Origin of the sequence: Streptomyces sp. GD-15H, from assembly GCF_045291515.1 — a bacterium.
Classification (GTDB): domain Bacteria; phylum Actinomycetota; class Actinomycetes; order Streptomycetales; family Streptomycetaceae; genus Streptomyces.
This window is the reverse complement of the sequence record NZ_CP149447.1, coordinates 6,526,964-6,546,170: the sequence shown is the minus strand read 5'-3', so window position 1 is coordinate 6,546,170 and position 19,207 is coordinate 6,526,964. Positions and strand designations below refer to the sequence as shown.

The window sequence follows — 19,207 nt, the reverse complement described above, 5'->3', positions numbered from 1 at the left end:
GACGTCCGGCGTGAGCGAAGGGGCTGACGCCGGTGCGAGCGACCCTGCGCTGGGCACACTCCGATCTGCGCACGCACCGCGGTGAGGCGCTGTTCCTGGTTCTCGCCACCGCGGGCATCGTCGCCTCCCTGCTGCTGGCCACGGCCCTGTTCGAGTACGCGACCAACCCCTGGCAGCGAATCTTCACCCAGGCGCGCGGCGCCCACGTCACGCTGCACACCACCGCCCCGGCCGACGCCACGAAGCTGGCCGGCCTGGACGGCGTGGAGTCCGTCGACGGCCCCTACCCCACCGCCGCCGTCACCCTCGCCGCACGCGGCAGCCGTGCCTCCGCCGAACTGCGCGGCACCGCCGAACAGCCCGGCATCGGCCGCCCGCTGATCACCTCGGGGCGCTGGCTGGACCCCGGCACCCCCGACGGCGTGGTCCTGGAGAGCAGTCTCGCCCGGGCCCTGCTCACCACGCCGGGCGACACCCTCACCGTGCCCGGTACCGCGCGGACACTGACCGTGGTGGGCGTCGCCGACAGCGCCGAGCCGCGCTACCGGTCGGGGGAACAGCCCGGCCTGGTGTGGGCGCTGCCGTCGGCCGTGACCGACCCCGACGGGCAGGTCACCGGACTGCGGCTGACCGACCCCGCCGACACCGGGTACGCGGTGCAGCGGGCGGTGACGGTGCTGGGCGCGGGTGCCATCGGCGAGGTCTCCACCTGGCAGCAGGCGCGGGCCGAGGCGCAGGGCGACAACCGGCTGCTCGGCCAGGTGCTGGGGCTGTTCGGCCTTGGCGCGCTGGTCGCCGCCGGTTTCGCCGTGCACGGAGCGATCAGCACCCGGATCCGGGGGCATCTGCGGGACATCTCCGTCCTCAAGGCGATCGGCTTCACCCCGGGACAGGTCGTCCGCGTCTTCCTGCTCCAGCATCTCTGTTACGCCCTGCTGGGTGCCGTGGCCGCCGCCGCGCTGACCGAGGCGCTGGGCAGCGGCATACCGGGGCGGCTCGGGGAAGCGGTCGGCGTGTGGCAGGGGCTGCCCGGACACACCCTGGCGCTGTTCGTGGTGTCCGTGGGGGCGGTGCTGTTCATCGGCGCCACCACCGGGCTCGCGGCGTGGCGGGCGGGCCGGGTGCCGCCGGTGCCGGTGCCGAGGCCGGCGGCACCCGAGGCAGGCGGGCTGACGGGCGTGGCGCGGCGGGCACTCGGGGCGCGGGTGCCGCCCGCACTGGTCCTCGGCTGGCACAAGGCGTTCACCCGCCGCCCGCGTGCGCTGGGCACGGTGGCCAGGCTGGCGCTGCCACTGCTGCTGATCGTGGTGGCGCTGAGCGCGTGGGCCACCATCGACCGCTTCCACAGCAGCCCGGAGCGGATGGGCCTGCCCACCGCGCTCAGTGTCCGCGCGGACGCCTCGCTCAGTGACGGGGAGGCCCGCGCCCTGCTGGAGCGTGATCCGCAGGTCGCCGCCGCCCACCCGGGCGTCGAGGTGGCCGCCCTGGTGCCCGGCCAGACCGCCACGATCGCCCTGCGCGGCTACGGCACCCACCAGGAGCCGTACCCGTTCGCCCTGGCCGAGGGCCGCGCGGCGCACGGACCCGACGAGGCGGTGGCCGGACAGGGGCTGCTCGACCTGCTGCACGTACAGATCGGCGACTGGGTACGCATGACCGTCGGCGACCGGCCGCAGATCCTGCACATCGTCGGCCGCAGCATCGAACCGGAGAACGCCGGCCGGGTCATCTCCACCTCGCTCGACACCCTCCGCGGCAACGACCCCGACCTGCGGCCGACCCTCTACCAGCTCCGGCTGGACCCCGGCGCGGACCCGCGGACCGTCGCCGACCGGTTGACCAGGGCCGGAGGCGGCCACCTGGACGTGCACACCGCGACCAACCCGGCCGACGGGCTGTCCCCGTTGCGCGTGGTCGCCCTTGGGCTGATCGTCGTGCTCGCGCTCATCGGGCTGATCGAACTGCTCACCGCGATCGGCGGCACGGTACGCGAGGGCGAACGGGACCTGCTCGCGCTGAAGGCCATCGGTCTCTCCCCACGGCAGATCACCGCGATCACGGTCACGGCCACGTCCTGTACGGCACTGGCCGCCGTGCTCGTCGCCACGGCCCTGGGGCTGCCGCTGGCGCTCTGGCTGATCGACGTCCAGGGAAGGTCGAGCGGCATCGGCGCCGGGATCGCCCGGGGGCCCTCCCCCGTGCTCCTGCTGCTGCTCGGCACGGCCGCGGTACTGGGCGCCGCCGTACTGGCCGTTCTCCCCGCCGCCCGCGCGGCCCGCCGCCGCCTGGCGGACACACTGACCGCGGTCGCCTGACGGACCGCCGGAGCGCCGTTCGGGGCCGGCGACGGGGGGAAGCCCCGCCGGATCAGCTTCCGTAGGGGTTCCGCGGGTGCGGGGCGTAGGGGTTCCGCGGTGCGGGTGCGTAGGGGTTCCGCATCCCGGGGGCGTACGGGTCGCCGCCTCCGGGGGAGGCGGCGGGGAGCCGTAGGGGTTGCCCTGCGGCGGGACGGGCGGACGGTCCGCCGCAGGCGCCGGCCTCGGGGAACGAGGCCGGGAACCGGCCCCATGGTCGCCGGGTGCGCCTTCAGCCGGATGCCGTAGCGCCGCTTGAGCCGCCCCGTCTCCAGCAGCGCGATCGCGGTGACCGTCACCGGGGCGCCCAGGATGAAGACGATGCCCATGGTGAGGCTGAGCCCGTGCAGATCGCCGGTGACCAGGTCGGGGATGGCCATCAGCCAGCTGGTGACGGTGGCGAGCAGGGCGGGCAGCGAACGGTGCACGGCGGCCGTGCCGAAGAAGTTGCCGGAGACCCGCACGGCTCCCCAGACCACGAAGACGACCATCCACAGCAGCACCAGGGCGGTGGCCAGGGACAGCAGCACGCCCGCCGACGAGTCCGACGTCTGCGTCAGCAGAACCAGCGCCATCACGCAACCGATGAACAGCAGGAGCAGCTTGAGGCAGTTGAGCAGCGGGGCCCGCAACTGCCGCACGGTACCGGTACGCCGCCAGACGAGGAGCATCACGCCGGCCGTCAGCGGCGTGATGATCAGCAGGACCGCGGAGGCGATCATGGTGTTCTCCAGCAGCTCCGCGAAGTCGAAACCGCCTTGGATGAAGGTGTAGACACCGAGCGACGCGACCACGCCGGCGATGATCCGCAAGCGTTTGAGTCGCTCGATGGACGGATCGAGCGAATCCGGGATCCACGCGGGATGGAACACCGCCCGTGCGACCTTGTGGGGCAACAGGAAGGATCCGGCCGTCAGCGTGCCGCCTGTCCAACTGCCGCGCGTGCGTGCCACTTCGTGTTCCCCCGAGCGTTCGCCTCCATGATCGCCGAGGATTCTACGAGAAGCGGACGGCGCCCTGCCGCCCGCTTCCCGCACCGTGCTCACCGCCGGCCGCGCAACTCCCGGTAGGTGGCGACCAGGGCCTGGGTGGAGGCGTCCAGGCCCGGCACTCCGGCGCCTTCGGTGAGCGCGGGCTCGACGCGCTTGGCGAGCACCTTGCCCAGCTCGACACCCCACTGGTCGAAGGAGTCGATGTTCCAGATCGCGCCCTGCACGAACACCTTGTGCTCGTAGAGGGCGACGAGCTGACCGAGGACGGACGGCGTCAGCTCACGCGCGAGGATCGTGGTCGTGGGGTGGTCGCCCTTGAACGTCTTGTGCGGCACCAGTTCCTCGGCCACGCCCTCGCTCCGCACCTCGTCCGGTGTCTTGCCGAACGCCAGAGCCTGCGTCTGGGCGAAGAAGTTGGCCATCAGCAGGTCGTGCTGCGCCTTCAGGTCGTCGCTCAGCTCGGCGACCGGTTCGGCGAAGCCGATGAAGTCCGCCGGGATCAGCTTCGTGCCCTGGTGGATCAACTGGTAGTAGGCGTGCTGCCCGTTGGTGCCGGGCGTGCCCCAGACCACGGGACCGGTCTGCCACCGGACCTCGCACCCGTCCCGGCCGACATACTTGCCGTTGGACTCCATGTCGAGCTGCTGGAGATAGGCGGTGAACTTCGACAGGTAGTGCGAGTACGGCAGCACCGCGTGCGACTGGGCGCCCAGGAAGTTGTTGTACCAGACGCCCAACAGGCCCAGCAGGAGCGGCACGTTGGACTCGGCGGGAGCCGTCCGGAAGTGCTCGTCGACGAGGCGGAACCCGTCGAGCATCTCCCGGAAGCGGGCCGGGCCGATGGCGATCATCAGGGACAGGCCGATCGCCGAGTCGTACGAGTAGCGCCCGCCGACCCAGTCCCAGAACTCGAACATGTTGGCCGTGTCGATGCCGAAGTCGGCGACCTTCTCCGTGTTCGTCGACAGGGCGACGAAGTGCTTGGCCACGGCGGCCTCTCCTCCACCCAGCGCGTTCAGCAGCCAGGTCCGCGCGGAGGTGGCGTTGGTGACCGTCTCGATGGTGGTGAACGTCTTGGACGCGATGATGAACAGCGTCTCGGCCGGGTCCAGGTCGCGGATCGCCTCGTGCAGGTCGGCGCCGTCCACGTTGGACACGAAGCGGACCGTGAGGTCGCGGTCGGTGTAGGCGCGCAGCGCCTCGTACGCCATCGCGGGGCCGAGGTCCGAGCCGCCGATGCCGACGTTGACCACGGTGCGGATGCGCTTGCCGGTGTGGCCGGTCCACTCCCCGGAGCGGACCCGGTCGGCGAAGGCGGTCATCTTGTCGAGGACGGCGTGCACGCCCGGTACGACGTTCTCCCCCTCGACCTCGATCACCGCGTCCCGCGGCGCCCTGAGCGCGGTGTGCAGGACGGCCCGGTCCTCGGTGGTGTTGATCCGCTCCCCGCGGAACATGGCGTCGCGTAGCCCGAACACATCGGTGGCCGCGGCCAGTTCACGCAACAGCCGGAGGGTCTCGTCGGTGACGAGGTGCTTGGAGTAGTCGATGTACAGGTCACCGACCCGGAGGGTGTACGCGGTGCCGCGGTCGGGACTGGCGGCGAACACCTCGCGCAACCGCACGTGTCCCAGCTCCTCGTGGTGTTTGGCCAGTGCGGTCCACTCGGGGGTCTGGTCGAGCCTGGTACGGCCGTCTGCGTTCATCTCGGACTCAGCCTTCTTCCTTGCTGCCTGTGCTGCGTATCCGCCCCGCTGCCGGTTCCAACCTAATTGATCAGCGGTGGACGTGACCTGTCGTGCCGCCGTCGTGGGGCACGCCAACAGATACGGCCGTCCGGCCCCCGGGTATCAGCACGGCGACGGGCGGGACGGCGAGTGGGGCTGCGGACGGGAGGAAGAAGCCGGCCATGAACGGCCCGGCCGACTACTGAGGCGACTGCGACGACTGCCGCAACTGTTAGATCTCGCCCCGCAGTTTGGCGAGCGCCTCGGCGAGGATCGCCTCGCCGTCCGCGTCGCTGCGCCGCTCCCGCACATAGGCGAGGTGCGTCTTGTACGGCTCGGTACGGGGCGGGTCCGGGGGGTTCTCACGGTCCTGGCCGGCCGGAAAGCCACAGCGGGGGCAGTCCCAGGTATCGGGCACCTGCGCGTCGCTCGCGAAGCTCGGCTGGGTCTCGTGCCCGTTGGAACACCAGAAGGAGATGCGCAGCCGCGGCGCGGACTCGCCGCGCTCGGCCTCGCCCATCGGCCCCGCCCCGACCCGGCTTCCCCGGATCGCGTTGCCACTTGCCACGGTCGTAACTCCCTGCGTGATGGTGCGGCGAAGCGAGTCGGCGTTCCGCTTCGCTGCGAGCGCCTCAGTCTACGTAAGGCCCAACGCGCGTCCAGTGATTGGAGTTACCGCTCCCCCATCCAGACGCAAGCCCCATGATAGGCCGCGCTGTGCTGCGCGTACCGGACATGGGGCCTTACGTATGGAATGCGTATCCGATGCGTACGGATCGTTCTCCCGGGTCAGCTGTTCGTCTTCAGCATGATGCCCAGCACGACGATGCACGCGGCCCAGAGCAGACCCACCACGAGGGTGATCCGGTCGAGGTTGCGCTCGGCGACCGAGGAGCCGCCGACGGAGGACTGCATGCCGCCACCGAACATGTCGGAGAGGCCGCCGCCCTTTCCCTTGTGCATCAGCACCAGCAGCATCAGCAGCAGGCTGAAGACGATCAGGGCGATCGAGAACCCCAAAACCACGGCTGGACCAACTTCCTCGGATTCGGATGGACGACGCGGGGTCCAGTACAGGACTGGACCCCGCAAGGGTACGACGGATCGCCGCTAGCGCATACTCACTGGTCGCGGAAGCGGATGATCTTGACGAACTCGTCCGCGTCCAGCGAGGCACCGCCGACGAGGGCGCCGTCGATGTCGGCCTGCGCCATGATCTCGGCGACGTTGCCGGACTTGACCGAGCCGCCGTACTGGATGCGGACCTGGTCGGCGACGTCCTGCGAGTACAGCTCGGCGAGCTTGCCGCGGATGGCGGCGCAGACCTCCTGGGCGTCCCCGGCACCGCAGACCTTGCCGGTGCCGATGGCCCAAACGGGCTCGTAGGCGATCACGACGGACTCGGCCTGCTCGGCGGAGAGGTCCTTCAGACCGCCCTCGACCTGGGCGAGGGTGTGGGCGACGTGGTTGCCGGCCTCGCGGACGGACAGTTCCTCCCCGACGCACAGGATCGGGGTGATGCCGTGCTTGAACGCGGTCTTGACCTTGGCGTTCACGAGCTCGTCGGTCTCGGCGTGGTACTGCCTGCGCTCGGAGTGCCCGACCGCCACGTACGTGCACTTCAGCTTGGACAGCATCGGGCCGGAGATCTCGCCGGTGTAGGCGCCGCCGTCGTGCGCCGAGATGTCCTGGGCGCCGTACTTGATCTTCAGCTTGTCGCCGTCGACGAGGGTCTGGACGGAACGCAGGTCGGTGAAGGGCGGCAGGACCGCGACCTCGACGGCCTCGTAGTCCGTGTCGGCCAGGGCGAAGGCGAGCTTCTGGACATGGGCGATGGCCTCGAGGTGGTTGAGGTTCATCTTCCAGTTGCCCGCCATCAGCGGCGTGCGGCCTTTTTCAGCAGCGGTCATTGAGGGTCAGTCCTCCAGTGCGGCGAGGCCGGGGAGCGTCTTGCCCTCGAGGTATTCGAGGGAGGCGCCGCCTCCGGTCGAGATGTGGCCGAATGCCTTTTCGTCGAAGCCCAGGATGCGTACGGCCGCGGCGGAGTCGCCGCCGCCGACCACGGTGTAGCCCGGGGAGTCGAGAAGGGCCTGGGCGACCGCCTTGGTGCCCTCGGCGTAGTCGGGGTGCTCGAAGACTCCCATGGGACCGTTCCAGAAGACGGTGGCCGCGTCGGCGAGCTTCGAGGCGTACAGGGTGCGGGTCTCGGGGCCGATGTCCAGGCCCTGCCGGTTGGCCGGGATGGCGTTCGCGGCGACGGTGGTGGGATGGGCCGGAGCCTTGGTCTTCAGGTCCGGGAACTCCTCGGCGACCAGCGTGTCGACCGGCAGCACCAGCTCGACGCCGTTCTTCTCGGCGCGTTCCAGGTACTCGGTGACGGCGGGCAGCTGGTCCTCCTGGAGCAGCGACGTGCCGATCTCGTAGCCCTTGGCCTTGAGGAAGGTGTACGCCATGCCGCCGCCGATGAGGATGCGGTCGGCCTTGCCGAGCAGCTCGTCGATGACGGCGAGCTTGTCGGAGACCTTGGCGCCGCCGAGGGCGACCACGTAGGGCCGCTCGACGTCGTCGGTGAGCTTCTTCAGAACGCCGACCTCGGTGGCGATGAGGAAGCCCGCGGCGTGCGGCAGGCGGGCCGGAAGGTCGTACACGGACGCGTGCTTGCGGTGCACCGCGCCGAAGCCGTCGCCCACGTAGAGGTCGGCGAGCGTGGCGAGCCGGTCGGCGAAGGCCCCGCGCTCGACGTCGTCCTTGGCGGTCTCGCCGGCGTTGAAGCGCAGGTTCTCGAGGACCGCGACCTGTCCGTCGGCGAGGCCGGCGACGGTGGCGGTGGCGGAGTCGCCGACCGTGTCCGTCGCGAACGCCACATCGGCGCCGAGGAGTTCACCGAGGCGCGCGGCTGCCGGGGCGAGCGAGAAGGCGGGGTCCGGGGCGCCCTTGGGGCGGCCCAGGTGCGAGGCGACGACCACCCGGCCGCCCGCCTCGGCGAGGGCCTTGACGGTGGGCAGCACCGCGCGGATGCGGCCGTCGTCGGTGATGGTGCTGCCGTCCAGCGGCACATTGAGGTCGGCGCGGACGAAGACCCGTCGGCCCGCGACCCCTTCGGAGAGGAGTTCGTCGATCGTCTTCATGAGGGGACTCCTGGAAGAGAGCTTGTGTTCGCTCGTGATCGCTCGTGATCGGAAGAGGTCGACCGCTCCGATACGTGCGTCAGGGCTCGGACAGCGCTTTGGCGCGCCGGCCGAGCCCTGCACTCATATCAGGCGGTCTGCTCCACGATCAGAGCTGGTTGCCGACGAAGACCGTGAGGTCGACGAGGCGGTTGGAGTAGCCCCACTCATTGTCGTACCATCCGATGATCTTCACGCTCTTGCCGTCCTGAACCATGGTCAGGGACGAGTCGAACGTGCAGGAGACCGGGGCGTTGACGATGTCGGAGGAGACGATCGGGTCCTCGGTGTACTCGAGGAGACCCTTGAGTTCGCCCTCGGCGGCCTTCTGGAAGGCGGCGTTGACCTCTTCCTTGGTGACCTCGCGGCTGAGCTCGACGACCAGGTCGGTGACCGAGCCGGTCGGGACCGGGACGCGCATCGCGATGCCGTCCAGCTTGCCCTTGAGCTGCGGCAGCACCAGGGCGGTGGCCTTCGCGGCACCGGTGGTCGTCGGGATGATGTTCTCGGCGGCGGCACGGGCGCGGCGCAGATCCTTGTGCGGGAAGTCCAGGATGCGCTGGTCGTTCGTGTACGCGTGCACCGTCGTCATCAGACCCTTGACGATGCCGAAGTTCTCGTCGAGCACCTTCGCCATCGGCGCCACACAGTTGGTGGTGCAGGAGGCGTTGGAGATGACGTGGTGGTTCGCCGGGTCGTACTTGTCCTGGTTGACGCCCATCACGATGGTGACGTCCTCATCCTTGGCCGGAGCCGAGATGATGACCTTCTTGGCACCACCGGTGATGTGCTTCTCGGCGTCGGCCTTCTTGGTGAAGATGCCGGTCGACTCGATGACGACGTCGACGCCCAGCTCTCCCCACGGGATGTCCGCGGGGTTGCGCTCCGAGAGCACCTTGATCGTCCGACCGTCGACGGTGATCGTGTCGGCGGTGTGGGAGACCTCCTGCTTGAGGCGCCCCAGAACGGTGTCGTACTTCAGCAGGTGGGCAGTGGTCGCGGTGTCACCCAGGTCATTGACCGCCACGATCTCGATGTCTGCGCCCTGCTCGAGCAATGCGCGGAAGTAGTTCCGACCGATGCGGCCAAACCCGTTGATGCCTACGCGGATCGTCACGAACCGATCTCCTCGTTGGTGCGCCGGCTGAAGTCGCCGGCGTGCTGTATGGGATGTCCCCGACCACTCCCGACCCTACCTCTCCGGGGCCCCGGCCGTGGCATTGAGTCGACCCATACCCGGCAGGGCGTCCCTTACCGGCCAGTAGGGCACGGACCGCCCAGTCCCCGCGTGCCCTGTCAGACCCGCTCACCAGGGCCGCGCGGCCCCTTCCGGCTCGGCCGGAAACCTCCGGGCCCACTTGACGATCGCCGACCGACCGTGCACCCGTCCGTACCCACATGGCCGCTGCCGGTCGGGCCGGAGCGTCCGGGTTCGTGGTCGGTCGGCCGTGGGTGGGTCAGCCGACGAGGTTGTCGGCGAGTTCCTCGCCGATGTTGGCCTCCGTACCCGGGATACCGAGGTCGGCGGCGCGCTTGTCGGCCATGGCGAGCAGCCGGCGAATCCGCCCGGCGACGGCGTCCTTGGTCAGCGGCGGGTCGGCGAGCGCGCCCAGTTCCTCCAGGGAGGCCTGCTTGTGCTCCATGCGCAGGCCAGGCCGCGGCGAGGTGCTCCGGGACGTCGTCGGCGAGGATCTCCAGGGCGCGCTGCACCCGGGCACCGGCGGCGACGGCCGCACGGGCCGAGCGGCGCAGGTTGGCGTCGTCGAAGTTGGCCAGCCGGTTCGCCGTGGCGCGCACCTCGCGGCGCATCCGACGCTCCTCCCAGGCCAGCACCGAGTCGTGGGCGCCGAGCCGGGTGAGCAGGGCACCGATCGCGTCGCCGTCACGGACGACGACCCGGTCCACGCCCCGCACCTCGCGGGCCTTGGCGCCGATCGACAGTCGGCGGGCGGCGCCGACCAGGGCGAGCGCGGCCTCGGGGCCGGGGCAGGTCACCTCCAGGGAGGAGGAGCGGCCCGGCTCGGTGAGGGAGCCGTGCGCCAGGAAGGCCCCGCGCCAGGCCGCCTCGGCGTCGCAGGTGGCCCCCGAGACCACCTGCGGGGGCAGGCCGCGGATGGGGCGGCCCCGGCCGTCCACCAGGCCGGTCTGGCGGGCCAGCTGGTCGCCGCCCGCGACCACCCGGACGACGTAGCGCGAACCGCGGCGCAGCCCGCCCGGCGCCATCACGATCAGTTCGGAGGTGTGGCCGAAGATCTCCAGGATGTCCCGCTTGAGGCGGCGGGCGGCCATCGCCGTGTCCAGCTCCGCCTCGATCACGATGCGCCCGCTCACCAGGTGAAGGCCGCCGGCGAACCGCAGCATGGCGGAGACCTCCGCCTTCCTGCAGCAGGTCCGGGTGACGGGGAGCCGGGAAACCTCGTCCTTCACCGCTGCCGTCATCGCCATGGGCCGATCCTTCCATGCATCCGAAAAATACGGTCGTACGCGGCGGCCAACAGCTCCGGGTCGTGCCTGGGGCTTCCGTCGGGCCGGGCCACCGGCGCCAGCTCGACCGCGGCACCGCCGAACCCCTTCGCGGCCTCGGTCAGCAAATCGCGGTCGGGCACGGCGGCCTCGTCGGCCAGCACCACGTCCAGGGCGAGTTTAGGGGCGTGTCGTCCCAAAACCTCCAAATGACGCTGCGGGGAGAAGCCCTCGGTTTCTCCGGGCTGCGGGGCGAGGTTCAGGGAGAGTACCCGGCGCGCCTTCGTCTCGACGAGCGCCTCCAGCAGTTCGGGCACCAGGAGGTGCGGGATGACCGAGGAGAACCAGGAGCCGGGTCCGAGCACCACCCAGTCGGCGTCGAGGACCGCCGCGACCGCCTCGGGGACGGCGGGCGGGTCGTTCGGCACGAGGTGCACGGACTGCACCTCACCGGGGGTGAGGGCGACGGTCGCCTGGCCCCGGACGGTGTCCACGGCGTCCGGACGCTCGGGGTCATGCCCCTTGACCAGCGCCTGGAGCTCCAGCGGCACAGCGGACATGGGCAGCACGCGCCCGTGCGCGCCGAGCAGCCGGCCGACCAGGTCCAGGGCCTGGACGTGGTCGCCGAGCTGCTCCCACAGGGCGACGATCAGCAGATTGCCGACCGCGTGCTCGTGCAGGTCGCCCTTGGACTGGAAGCGGTGCTGGATGACCCGGGCCCAGGTCTGACCCCAGTCGTCGTCGCCGCACAGCGCGGCCAGCGCCTTACGCAGATCGCCGGGCGGCAGCACGCCCAGTTCGTCGCGCAGCCGCCCGCTGGACCCGCCGTCGTCGGCCACGGTGACGACGGCGGTGAGGTCGCCGGTGATCCGGCGCAGCGCGGCGAGCGAGGCGGACAGCCCCATGCCGCCGCCGAGGGCCACCACCTTGGGCTGGGTGCCCCGGCGTCGTGGCTTGGCACCGCGGGCCTCGACCGGCCGGCCGACGCGCCCTTCGGGCAGCGCCCGGCGCAGCCGGTGCAGCCGCGGAGTACGTGCGGTCATTCCCGGCCCATGTCCCGGTGGACGACCACCGTCTCCACGCCCTCCGCGACGAGGCGGGCGGCGAGCTTCTCCGACATGGCGACCGAACGGTGCTTGCCCCCGGTGCAGCCGACGGCGATGGTCACATAGCGCTTGCCCTCACGGCGATAGCCCGCGGCGATCAACCGCAGCAGCTCGGCGTACCGGTCGAGGAACTCCTTGGCGCCGGGCTGGTTGAAGACGTACGCCGCCACCTCCTCGTGGCGGCCGGTGAACGGGCTCAGCTCCGGGACCCAGTGCGGGTTGGGCAGGAACCGCATGTCCACCACCAGGTCGGCGTCGACCGGGAGGCCGTACTTGAAGCCGAAGGACATCACGGTGGCCCGCAGCTCGGGCTCCTCGTCGCCGGTGAACTGGGCGTCCATCTTGGCGCGCAGCTCGTGCACATTGAGGCTGGAGGTGTCGATCACCAGGTCGGCGTCGCCGCGCAGTTCGCGCAGCAGTTCCCGCTCGGCGGCGATGCCGTCGACGATGCGGCCGTCGCCCTGGAGGGGGTGCGGGCGGCGCACCGACTCGAAGCGGCGCACCAGGGCTTCCTCGGAGGACTCCAGGAACACGATCCGCCGGGTCACACCGCGGGTGTCGAGGTCGGCGAGCGACTCGCGGAGGTTGTCGAAGAAGCGCCGGCCGCGGACGTCGACGACGACCGCGATCCGGGCCACATTGCCCTGGGAGCGGGCGCCGAGCTCCACCATGGTGGGGATCAGCGCGGGCGGGAGGTTGTCGACGACGAACCAGCCCAGGTCCTCCAGACACTTCGCGGCCGTGGAACGGCCGGCCCCGGACATGCCGGAGATGATCACCAGCTCGGGGATCGCCGTCTCGGAGGCCCCGTTTTCCTTGCCCGTACTCACCTGTGCTCCGTCGTCCTGACGCGTCTCGTCGCGTGTGCCCCGGTCCGCGTCCTGCGGTGTGTCATGGCCTGCGTTCTGGTGTGTCTCGTGCTCGGTCATCTCTCCAGCCCCCGTCGGTCGTCCGGGGCGCCCGCGGACACGGGCTCCCCGGGAGAACCCGCCGTCTTCCCGGGTTCTTCCCCGTCATCCATGCCATGCGTGTCGTCCATGACATCCATATCGTCCATGATCTCGCCCGTCGCCGTGTTCACGGCGGGGGCGGCCGGGGCCGCCCCGGCGAGGGCCGCGGCGATCACCTCAGCCGTTTTACGACCTATGCCCGGAACTTCACAGATCTGCTCGATTGTCGCCGATCGAAGCTTCTTCACCGACCCGAAGTGCTTGATCAGTGCCTGCTTGCGGGTGTCGCCGAGGCCGGGCACATCGTCCAGCGGACCGGACCGGAAGCGTTTGGCCCGCTTGACGCGCTGATAGCTGATGGCGAAGCGGTGGGCCTCGTCACGGACGCGCTGGAGCAGGTAGAGGCCCTCGCTGGTGCGGGGCAGCACCACCGGGTCGTCGTCGTCCGGCAGCCACACCTCCTCCAGCCGCTTGGCGAGGCCGCACACGGCAATGTCGTCGATGCCGAGCTCGTCCAGGGCCCTCCGGGCCGCCGCCACCTGGGGGGCGCCCCCGTCGACGACCACGAGCTGGGGCGGGTAGGCGAAGCGCTTGGGGCGGCCGTCGTCCTCGGTGAGCGTACTCGCGGGCGGTTCGCCGGGGCCGCCGGCGCGGGTCCTGTCCGCTCCGCCGGTCCCCTCGGCGCCGGCGGTCCGGTCCGTGCCCGGTGATCCGTCCGCACCGGCCGCCTCCCCGTCGGTCCACTCGCCGGTCCTCTCCTTGTCGGCGAGGTAGCGCCGGAAGCGGCGGGTGAGCACCTCGTGCATGGAGCGGACGTCGTCCTGGCCGGCGAAGCTCTTGATCTGGAAGCGGCGGTACTCGCTCTTGCGAGCCAGCCCGTCCTCGAAGACGACCATGGAGGCCACGACGTCGTCGCCCTGGAAGTGCGAGATGTCGTAGCACTCGATCCGCAGCGGGGCACTGTCCAGGTCGAGGGCCTCGGCGATCTCCTCCAGCGCGCGTGAGCGCGCGGTGAGGTCGGAGGCGCGCCTGGTCCTGTGCAGGACGAGAGCCTGCTGGGCGTTGCGCTGCACGGTCTCCATCAGGGCCCGTTTGTCCCCGCGCTGCGGGACCCGCAGGGAGACGCCCGACCCGCGCCGCCCGGCGAGCCACTCCTGGACCGGCTCCACCGGGTGGGGCAGCGCGGGGACCAGGACCTCCCTCGGCACGGCGTCGCCGGTCTCCTCGCCGTACAGCTGCTGCAGGGCGTGCTCCACGAGGGCGCCGGTGGTGATCTCCTCCACCTTGTCGGTGACCCAGCCGCGCTGGCCGCGCACGCGTCCGCCCCGGACGTGGAAGATCTGGACGGCCGCCTCCAGCTCGTCCTCGGCGACCGCGATCAGGTCGGCGTCGGTGGCGTCGGCGAGCACGACGGCGCTCTTCTCCATGGCCTTCTTCAGGGCGCCGATGTCGTCACGCAGACGGGCGGCCCGCTCGTACTCCATGTCCTCGGCCGCCTCGGTCATCCGCTGCTCCAGGCGGCGCAGATAGGTGCCGGTGCGGCCGGCCATGAAGTCGCAGAACTCCTCGGCGAGCTCGCGGTGCTCCTCGGCGGAGACCCGCTCCACGCAGGGTGCCGAGCACTTGCCGATGTAGCCGAGCAGGCAGGGACGACCGGTGCGGGCGGCGTTCTTGAACACACCGGCCGAGCAGGTGCGCACCGGGAAGACCCGCAGCAGCAGGTCCACGGTGTCGCGGATCGCCCACGCGTGCCCGTACGGACCGAAGTACCGGACGCCCTTCTTCTTGTGACCCCGCATCACCTGCACGCGCGGGAACTCCTCGTTCATCGTCACCGCGAGGTACGGGTAGCTCTTGTCGTCGCGGTACTTGACGTTGAACCGGGGGTCGTACTCCTTGATCCAGGAGTACTCCAGCTGGAGCGCCTCGACCTCCGTGGACACCACCGTCCACTCCACGGAGGCGGCCGTGGTGACCATGGTGCGGGTGCGCGGATGGAGCCCGGCGAGGTCCTGGAAGTAGTTCGCCAGGCGCTGGCGCAGGCTCTTCGCCTTTCCGACGTAGATCACCCGGCGGTGCTCGTCGCGGAACCGGTAGACCCCCGGTGAGTCGGGGATCTCACCCGGTTTGGGGCGGTAACTGGAGGGGTCGGCCATGTCTCACACCCTACTGGCGGAGACCGACACCGCGGCGGGGCCGCGGAACCACCGGCCGGATGCCGCTCCGGAAGGGTTACGGCCGTCGGGAAGCGGGAAGGTGGGGGGTTCGGCCTGATGACAGGCCTCAGGGCGGGAAGCGGACGCGGTCACGAGTCGGAGGCTGGTCGAATGCGACAGACGCGGATCGAGAAACGACGGCCGCCGACCCGCGCGCGCCGGTACGCGGACGAGACGGCCCCGCCCTTCGGCTCCCTCGGCCCCTTCGACCCGCGCGATCCCGACATCGTGCGCGCCAAGCGCCTGCGCCCCCCTCATCGGGACGACCACGGCCGGACCGACCGCTCCTAGGGCCTCTCGTTTGGAGCACGCCGGGCTCGCGGGTCTCAGGGGCCGTACCGACCTTCGGGTCCGGTACGGCCCCTGACCTGTGTGCTCCGCGCGTACGTACCGTGCGGGTGCGTCTCTGTTGGGCATCAGGTGTTGTCGGGAATTGGTCAACACGCTTCAATGCGGGGAACTCGGGGCCCTGAACGACGGCGTACGGATGTGCACGCTCCGCCGCGCCGACGGGGGCGGACCCGGGGTGCCCCGAGCGAACGGTCTGACCAGCCGTTGTGGACATTCAGAGAAAGGCCCCTGCATGCCGCACGCCACACCGCACACGGACACCACCACCGCAAAACTGGACTCGGCCCTGCGCGGCGGGCCCTTCCATGTCGCCCTGCGGGCCGCTATAGCCGCCCGCGGGCTGCCGCTGCAACGTGTGCAGCACCATCTGTCGCGCCACGGTGTGAAGGTGGGCGTCACCAGCCTCAGTTACTGGCAGCAGGGCGCCCGCCGCCCGCAGCGCCCCGAATCGCTGCGCGCCGTACGGGCGCTGGAGGAGATCCTGCAGTTGCCGGAGGAGTCGCTGATCCGCCTGCTCGCGGATTCCGGCGATCAGGCGCCGGACCGCGGCCCGGCAGGCCGCTCCTACCGCTCGCTGGTGGAGGCCTCGGGCGTCCTGGCGGGACTGCTGGCCGAGCTCGGTGTCACGCGGGACAGCGGGCTGCACACGCTGGCGCACCACGAGCGGGTCCTGATCGGGGCACACCGCGAGCTCGCGGAGCGCGAGTCGCACCACATCGTGCGCGCGCACCGGGACGGCATCGACCGCTTCGTGGCCGTCCACCACGGCGACCCCGGTTCCGCGCCGGCCCGGATGACCGTGCACGCCCTGGAGAACTGCCGCACCGGCCGGGTCCGTTGGCAGCAGGACACCGGCGTGCTCGCGGCCGAGCTGCTCTTCGACACCCGGTTGCGGGCCGGTGAGACGTTCCTCTTCCGCCACGCCGTCGAGGACGGCACGGCCGGTGTCTCACGCGAGTACGCGCACAAGACGGACTCCCCCGGTGGCCAGTACGCGCTCCAGGTGTGCTTCGACGCCGGGGCGCTGCCCGCGCGCTGCCACCGGTTCACCCAGCATTCCGCGGCGGCACCGCGCGGCGGCCACCAGGAGCTGGCGGTGAGCGACCTGCACCGTTCGGTGCACCTGGTCGAACCGCGGGTGCGGTCGGGGTACGTGGGAATCGGCTGGGACTGGGACTGAGGCCGGGGCTGGAGCCGCTGCCGGGGCCGGAGCCGGGCCGTCGGCTCGGTCAGGTCTGCGGCCCGGCGACGATCGTGCCGTTCCGCACCTCCACGGAGAGCGGTGTCAGCGGGGCCACCGCAGGCTCGCGCAGCACCTTGCCGGTAGTGGCGTCGAACTCGCTGCCGTGGCAGGGGCAGATCAGCTTCGTCCCCTCCAGCTTGCTGATGGCGCAACTCGCGTGCGTGCAGACGGTGCTGTAAGCCGTGAAGGAGTCGTCCCCGCTCCGGCTGACGACGACGTTGTGGTCCCGGAACAGCTTGGTGCTCCCCGGAGCGATCCCGCTCTCCGCGCCGAGTTCGACGGGCCCGGTCGGCGGCGCGGGTTTCTCGTCGGGGCCCCCACAGGCGGTGAGGCCGAGTCCGGCGACTGAAGTGAGGGCCACGCCTCTGAGGACGGTACGACGGCTCGCGGCGGGTCGGCCGGGCATGGGAACTCCACTGGTCGGACGGTTGTACGGGGCCGACCATACCGGGGGTGTTCGTTCCGGTTTCCGGGCGGGGAGTGGATGAGCCATCGGGCGGGCGGGCTTCCACGGGGCACGTAAGCGTTTACGCAAACGTTTACGTCTGCTGCTGGATGGGCTACCTTTCCTCGTCCCGGAGCCGCGGCGGCAGCCGGCACACGAAAGGGAGCGGGCGATGGCGACCATGACGGACGTGGCGCGGAGCGCCGGCGTCTCGGTCGCGACCGTCTCGCACGTCCTGAACGGCACACGACCGGTGCTCCCGCACACTCGTCAGGCGGTCCTGGACGCCGTGGAGGAGCTCGGCTACACCCCGAACACCCTGGCCCGCTCGCTGGTCACCTCCCGCACCCGCTCGATCGGGCTCGCGGTGTCGGCGATCAGCAACCCGTACTTCACCGAGATCCTCCAGGGTGTCGAGGCGGCTGCCCTGGAGCGCGGCTACAGCCTGCTCATCGCCGACCCGCACGACGACCCGGAGCACGAGCGCAAGGTCGTCCAACTGCTGCACGAGCGCCGGGTGGAGGGCATGATCGTCGCGCCTTCCGCGCATCCGCGCGAGCTCCTCGCCTACCTCGGGCGTCACCGGGTGCCGGCCGTGTTCCTCGACCGGGTGGTCGAGGACCCGGGGGACGGTGGCCCGCGCTTCGACCAGGTCTGCGCGGAGAGCGCGGAACCCGTGGCCCGTCTGGTCGCGCACCTCGCCGGGCTCGGTCACCGCCGGATCGCCCTGGTGGCGGGGCTGCCGGGGTTCAGCACCACGTCCGAGCGGATCACCGGGTACCGGCACGGTCTCGCGGGCGCGGGGCTGCCGTTCGACGAGCGGCTCCTGGTGCACGGCGACTCCGAGTCGGCCGGCGCCGGACGGGCCACCGGTGCCCTGCTGTCCCTCGGCGCTCCCCCGACCGCACTGGTCACCGCCAACAACGCCATGACGATCGGCGCGCTGCGCGCCCTGCGCGCCCACGGTCTCTCCGTGCCCGAGGACATCGCGTTGTGCTGCTTCGACGACTTCACCTGGGCGGATCTGTTCTCGCCCCGGCTCACCGCGATCGCCCAGCCCAGCAGGGGAATCGGCGCCCGTGCCATCCAGGTGCTCCTGGAGCGTCTCGCCGTACCGGACCGGCCGGCGCGGACGGTACGGCTCCCCTGCACCTTCGTGCACCGCACGTCCTGCGGCTGCCCGGACCGACCGGAACAGTGCGCACGGCCCCCGCGGACGCGGCGGCCCGAACAGAAGACCCAGCAGCCCGAGAAAGGGAACCCCTCGTGATCGTCGTAGCCGGTGAGGCACTGATCGACCTGGTACCGCGGGGTGCGGGCGCGCTCGCGGCACTGACGCCGGCGCTCGGCGGCGGCCCCTTCAACACGGCGGTGGCGCTGGGCCGTCTCGGCTCCCCCGCCGCGTTCTGCTCCCGGGTGTCCCGCGACGCCTTCGGTGAGGCGCTGCTGGACCGGCTGCGCGGGACCGGCGTGGCGGTGTCGACGGTGCAGCGGGGCGACGAACCGACGACGCTCGCCGTCGCCACGGTCGGCACGGACGGCTCCGCGGCCTACTCGTTCTACGTGGAGGGGACCGCGGACCGGCTGTTCACGGCGCCCCAGGCGTTGCCGCCCGGTACCCGCGCGGTGTCCTTCGGCACCTGCTCGCTCGTGCTGGAGCCGGGGGCGAGCGCGTACGAGGAACTGATGCGCGCCGCTCACACACGCGGCGTGTTCACGACGCTGGACCCCAACATCCGGCCGGGGCTGATTCCGGACGCCGACGCCTACCGGGCCCGGTTCAGGAGGTGGCTGCCGTCGGTGTCGCTGCTGAAGCTGTCGGAGGAGGACGCCCGGTGGCTCGGCGGCACCCCCGAACAGTGGCTGGCGGCCGGTCCGGCGGCGGTCGTGGTCACCCGGGGCGGTGACGGGCTGACCGTCTTCACACGGGACGGCGGCGAGTACTCCGTGCCGGGTGAGCGGGTCGAGGTGGTGGACACGATCGGCGCGGGCGACACGGTCAACGCGGCGCTGCTGCACAGCCTGGCGACCCGAGACGCGCTCAGTGAGCGGGGGGCGTCCGCTCTGGGCGGGGACGGCTGGGGGATCTGCTCGGTTTCGCGGCCCGCGCGGCGGCGATCACCTGCTCACGCGCGGGCGCGGAACCTCCGTACGCCCACGAGCTGGAGGGCTGAGCGCACCGTCCGAGCCGTC

15 protein-coding genes and 2 pseudogenes are annotated in these 19,207 nt (G+C 71.3%); 6 read left to right on the top strand and 11 right to left on the bottom strand.

Annotation, left to right across the window (positions count from 1 at the left end; genetic code table 11):
- Nucleotides 1–32: 32 nt before the first annotated feature.
- Nucleotides 33–2,315 carry an ABC transporter permease gene (locus tag WJ438_RS30865; protein ID WP_406728131.1) on the top strand — a complete coding sequence of 761 codons (2,283 nt, stop codon included), beginning with the start codon at nucleotides 33–35 and terminating at the stop codon, nucleotides 2,313–2,315.
- A gap of 294 nt (nucleotides 2,316–2,609) precedes the next feature.
- Nucleotides 2,610–3,128, top strand: a complete 519-nt coding sequence (locus tag WJ438_RS30860) for a hypothetical protein (RefSeq protein ID WP_406728130.1) — start codon at nucleotides 2,610–2,612, stop codon at nucleotides 3,126–3,128.
- 268 nt (nucleotides 3,129–3,396) lie between these two features.
- Here the strand turns inward: WJ438_RS30860 and pgi are convergent, their stop codons facing one another.
- From pgi to uvrC, 10 genes and pseudogenes are all read right to left on the bottom strand, one after another.
- Nucleotides 3,397–5,052: a glucose-6-phosphate isomerase gene (pgi, locus tag WJ438_RS30855; protein ID WP_406728129.1), complete on the bottom strand. Its 1,656-nt coding sequence runs from the start codon at nucleotides 5,050–5,052 to the stop codon at nucleotides 3,397–3,399.
- A gap of 253 nt (nucleotides 5,053–5,305) precedes the next feature.
- Nucleotides 5,306–5,641, bottom strand: coding sequence for an RNA polymerase-binding protein RbpA (locus WJ438_RS30850; protein ID WP_078649359.1), 336 nt, complete (start codon nucleotides 5,639–5,641; stop codon nucleotides 5,306–5,308).
- A gap of 221 nt (nucleotides 5,642–5,862) precedes the next feature.
- A complete protein-coding gene (gene secG / locus WJ438_RS30845; RefSeq protein WP_406728128.1) occupies nucleotides 5,863–6,099 on the bottom strand; it encodes a preprotein translocase subunit SecG in 237 nt (78 codons plus the stop codon).
- Between the two features lie 95 nt (nucleotides 6,100–6,194).
- Entirely contained in the window at nucleotides 6,195–6,950 is a 756-nt protein-coding gene (tpiA, locus tag WJ438_RS30840; protein WP_406729860.1) for a triose-phosphate isomerase, read from the bottom strand.
- Nucleotides 6,951–6,989: 39 nt separating this feature from the next.
- Nucleotides 6,990–8,201 (bottom strand): phosphoglycerate kinase, encoded by a 1,212-nt coding sequence (locus WJ438_RS30835; protein ID WP_406728127.1) that lies wholly within the window; start codon nucleotides 8,199–8,201, stop codon nucleotides 6,990–6,992.
- A gap of 148 nt (nucleotides 8,202–8,349) precedes the next feature.
- Entirely contained in the window at nucleotides 8,350–9,357 is a 1,008-nt protein-coding gene (gene gap, locus WJ438_RS30830; protein ID WP_406728126.1) for a type I glyceraldehyde-3-phosphate dehydrogenase, read from the bottom strand.
- Nucleotides 9,358–9,697: 340 nt separating this feature from the next.
- Nucleotides 9,698–10,685, bottom strand: a pseudogene (gene whiA, locus WJ438_RS30825) (DNA-binding protein WhiA).
- Nucleotides 10,676–11,746, bottom strand: a complete 1,071-nt coding sequence (gene yvcK / locus WJ438_RS30820) for a uridine diphosphate-N-acetylglucosamine-binding protein YvcK (RefSeq protein WP_406728125.1) — start codon at nucleotides 11,744–11,746, stop codon at nucleotides 10,676–10,678. The pseudogene whiA and the gene yvcK overlap by 10 nt, the downstream one beginning before the upstream one ends.
- On the bottom strand, nucleotides 11,743–12,738 hold the full coding sequence (gene rapZ / locus WJ438_RS30815) for an RNase adapter RapZ (protein ID WP_406728124.1): 996 nt from the start codon (nucleotides 12,736–12,738) through the stop codon (nucleotides 11,743–11,745). The genes yvcK and rapZ overlap by 4 nt, the downstream gene beginning before the upstream one ends.
- Nucleotides 12,735–14,915, bottom strand: a complete 2,181-nt coding sequence (gene uvrC, locus WJ438_RS30810) for an excinuclease ABC subunit UvrC (protein ID WP_406728123.1) — start codon at nucleotides 14,913–14,915, stop codon at nucleotides 12,735–12,737. Before uvrC ends, rapZ begins: the two co-directional genes overlap by 4 nt.
- A gap of 171 nt (nucleotides 14,916–15,086) precedes the next feature.
- Between uvrC and WJ438_RS30805 the strand changes: the two genes are divergently transcribed.
- Both WJ438_RS30805 and WJ438_RS30800 read left to right on the top strand, forming a co-directional pair.
- Entirely contained in the window at nucleotides 15,087–15,266 is a 180-nt protein-coding gene (locus WJ438_RS30805; protein ID WP_406728122.1) for a hypothetical protein, read from the top strand.
- A 292-nt stretch (nucleotides 15,267–15,558) separates the two neighbouring features.
- The gene (locus tag WJ438_RS30800; protein WP_406728121.1) at nucleotides 15,559–16,506 is read left to right on the top strand and encodes a hypothetical protein; all 948 of its coding nucleotides are present in this window, start codon (nucleotides 15,559–15,561) and stop codon (nucleotides 16,504–16,506) included.
- A gap of 49 nt (nucleotides 16,507–16,555) precedes the next feature.
- Here WJ438_RS30800 and WJ438_RS30795 read toward each other — a convergent pair whose 3' ends face one another.
- On the bottom strand, nucleotides 16,556–16,975 hold the full coding sequence (locus WJ438_RS30795) for a Rieske (2Fe-2S) protein (protein WP_406728120.1): 420 nt from the start codon (nucleotides 16,973–16,975) through the stop codon (nucleotides 16,556–16,558).
- Between the two features lie 211 nt (nucleotides 16,976–17,186).
- On the opposite strand from WJ438_RS30795, the gene WJ438_RS30790 reads away from it, so the two are divergent.
- Both WJ438_RS30790 and WJ438_RS30785 read left to right on the top strand, forming a co-directional pair.
- Entirely contained in the window at nucleotides 17,187–18,284 is a 1,098-nt protein-coding gene (locus WJ438_RS30790) for a LacI family DNA-binding transcriptional regulator (RefSeq protein WP_406728119.1), read from the top strand.
- Nucleotides 18,281–19,188, top strand: a pseudogene (locus tag WJ438_RS30785) (carbohydrate kinase family protein). The gene WJ438_RS30790 and the pseudogene WJ438_RS30785 overlap by 4 nt, the downstream one beginning before the upstream one ends.
- Nucleotides 19,189–19,207: the final 19 nt, after the last annotated feature.

Coding starts and splice junctions, on each gene's coding strand:
- pgi (WP_406728129.1), bottom strand. CDS start 5,052: ATGAACGCAGACGGCCGTACCAGGCTCGACCAGACCCCCGAGTGGACC.
- tpiA (WP_406729860.1), bottom strand. CDS start 6,950: ATGGCGGGCAACTGGAAGATGAACCTCAACCACCTCGAGGCCATCGCC.
- WJ438_RS30835 (WP_406728127.1), bottom strand. CDS start 8,201: ATGAAGACGATCGACGAACTCCTCTCCGAAGGGGTCGCGGGCCGACGG.
- yvcK (WP_406728125.1), bottom strand. CDS start 11,746: ATGACCGCACGTACTCCGCGGCTGCACCGGCTGCGCCGGGCGCTGCCC.
- rapZ (WP_406728124.1), bottom strand. CDS start 12,738: ATGACCGAGCACGAGACACACCAGAACGCAGGCCATGACACACCGCAG.
- uvrC (WP_406728123.1), bottom strand. CDS start 14,915: ATGGCCGACCCCTCCAGTTACCGCCCCAAACCGGGTGAGATCCCCGAC.
- WJ438_RS30805 (WP_406728122.1), top strand. CDS start 15,087: ATGCGACAGACGCGGATCGAGAAACGACGGCCGCCGACCCGCGCGCGC.
- WJ438_RS30800 (WP_406728121.1), top strand. CDS start 15,559: ATGCCGCACGCCACACCGCACACGGACACCACCACCGCAAAACTGGAC.
- WJ438_RS30795 (WP_406728120.1), bottom strand. CDS start 16,975: ATGCCCGGCCGACCCGCCGCGAGCCGTCGTACCGTCCTCAGAGGCGTG.
- WJ438_RS30790 (WP_406728119.1), top strand. CDS start 17,187: ATGGCGACCATGACGGACGTGGCGCGGAGCGCCGGCGTCTCGGTCGCG.